General features: G+C 38.1%; 2 protein-coding genes. Both read left to right on the forward strand.

Features of this window, described 5'->3' with window-relative positions:
- Positions 1-122: 122 nt before the first annotated feature.
- Positions 123-1,613 carry an IS21 family transposase gene (gene istA / locus ACOI1D_RS21335; protein WP_422504200.1) on the forward strand — a complete coding sequence of 497 codons (1,491 nt, stop codon included), beginning with the start codon at positions 123-125 and terminating at the stop codon, positions 1,611-1,613.
- Positions 1,606-2,334, forward strand: a complete 729-nt coding sequence (gene istB, locus ACOI1D_RS21340) for an IS21-like element helper ATPase IstB (RefSeq protein WP_422504201.1) — start codon at positions 1,606-1,608, stop codon at positions 2,332-2,334. The genes istA and istB overlap by 8 nt, the downstream gene beginning before the upstream one ends.
- The last annotated feature ends 70 nt before the right edge of the window (positions 2,335-2,404 follow it).

The raw sequence follows: 2,404 nt of genomic DNA on the forward strand, positions 1-2,404 counted from the left end.
TGTTTAATGCATAATAAAAGTAGAGAGTATTGCAACCAAAATCTTAGAAGGTTGCACAAATAAAAAAGGCTTGCCAGCCCGATCAAAAAACCCTATCGTTAATAGCGACTAAACTGTTAATGATGGGAGTAATGAAAGGAATGCTGGCAATGCCTGAAATTCATCATATCAAAAAATTAAGGAATATTAAATCACTATCAATCAACGAGATTGTAAAACGTACTGGTTTTTGTTGGGAAACGGTCAAGAAATATGCGGATGAGGATCAGTTACCGAAAGAAAGAGATACAAAAAAGAGAGGAATGATGTATGAAGAAAAGTGGGGTGAAATTGTATCGGATTGGTTAACAGAAGACTATGCGCTTAAAAAGAAATTAAGAAGAAATAATAAAAACATTTTTGAACAGCTACAGAAATTGGGTTTTCCGGGTTCATACCGGACGGTATGCGTCTATGTGAAAGAGTGGAAAGATAAGGTGTTAGATGAGTCTGATGAAATAAAAGAAGAAGCAGAAAGACTAACACATCCACCTGCGGAGGCCCAGGTAGACTTTGGCGTCACAGAGATTGTGCAAGAGGGGAAAGTGAAGGATGTTCATTGTTTAATTATGAGTTTCCCATATAGTAATGGTGGATTAGTCGTTCCTTTACCTGCAGAAAATCAGGAATGTTTTTTAGAAGGCATTAAAATGCTTTTTGTACAGGTTGGATATGTTCCAAGAAAGCTACGCTTGGATAATCTTTCAGCTGCAGTGGTTCAAGCTAGAGGACGAGGACAGGAAACGATTTTCACAGATGCCTTTCAACGTTTCAGCAGCCATTATGGATTTGAGCCACAAGCCTGCAATGCGAGAAAAGGAAATGAGAAAGGGCATGTTGAAAATAAGGTGGGCTATGTTCGATATAATTTCTTTACACCGTCACCTGTCATAGAAGATTTAACTCACTTGTGCGGTTTATTGCTGGAACATAGTAAAAAAGATCATCAGCGAAAACATTATAAGAAAGGGTACATCATTGCTGATTTAATGGAAGAGGAAAAGAAATATGGCATGGCATTACCCGAGAATGAATATCCCGTATTTAAAGAATCCACGGTTACTGCTAATAAATATGGTGAAATAATCATTGATAAACAGGCGGTGCATGTCCCAAATAGTTATCACTATAATAAATTACATTTAATCACTTATTGGGACCGATATAAGGTAGTTTCGATGCATGGGGAAATACTTTCCGAAGGGCCACGAGCCTATATGAATAAAACGAGAGAAATACCATGGAAATCGATACTAAATAATTGGATGCGAAAACCAAGATCCATTGTATATTCACGGTATTTCCCTTATTTGCCTGGAAGGATCGCCCATCACCTAAATATTGAATCGACGGAACTGCGAAAAGAGCGGGTTAAATGGCTTCTTAGTTTCATAACCAAGTATGACATGTTGGAAATAAATGATAGATTCTATGAGTTAGCGCCTATCGAGGAAGTGGAAGGAGAATCATTCCAGAACACTATTGAGCATCCTTATGATGTGAATTGGAGCATTTATGACTCACTTCAACCTACGGGAAATAGGCAAACCAAGGTGGATGTGTCACATGTCTAATTCAATACGTGAAAAATGTAAAGCACTACGATTAGCACATCTGGCAGATGTGTATGAGAAAATACCATTTGAAAATCCAGAGCAGTTCTTAACAACACTATTACAGGAAGAATTGGATTTAAGAGAAGCCACAAAAGGAGAACGATTAATCAAAAAGGCTAAGTTTATGAATGAAAAGGAATTAGAAAATTATCAGTGGAGTGATCATGTGCGATTCCCTCCACAACTTGACAGAAGCGCACTCGAAACGCTCCATTTTATAGATAGAAAAGAGAATTTAGTATTGACTGGAGCGCCAGGAACTGGAAAATCGCATCTTGTGACTGCATTGGGCAGGAAAGCTTGTAGAAATGGGTATGATGTTCGTTTTTATCGAGTGGCCGATTTGGTAGAATTGCTTGAGAAATCTTGGAGAGAAGGACGCTACCAACAATTTCGCAACAAGTTTAATAAAGTTAATATGATCATTTTGGATGAAATGGGTTACGTTCCGTTTAGCAAAGATGGTGCTGAATTACTGTTTCAGCTTATATCAGATTGGTATGAACAGCGCAGCCTTGTAATCACATCTAACTTAGAGTTTAGCCAATGGAATAAAATATTTGTGGACGCGCGGTTAACCGCTGCTTTGGTAGATCGTATCATTCACCACGCTCATATCCTGAGCTTTACTGGCGACAGTTACCGTGTAAAACATGCATTATCGAATCATCAATCCTAACCGAAAAAAGGGCTGGCAAAGTTCTCAACTTTTCTTTGCATTATTCTCGACTTTTTGCTTGCAAAACACA

This window comes from Virgibacillus sp. DJP39 (assembly GCF_049310925.1).
GTDB lineage: Bacteria > Bacillota > Bacilli > Bacillales > Amphibacillaceae > Virgibacillus_F.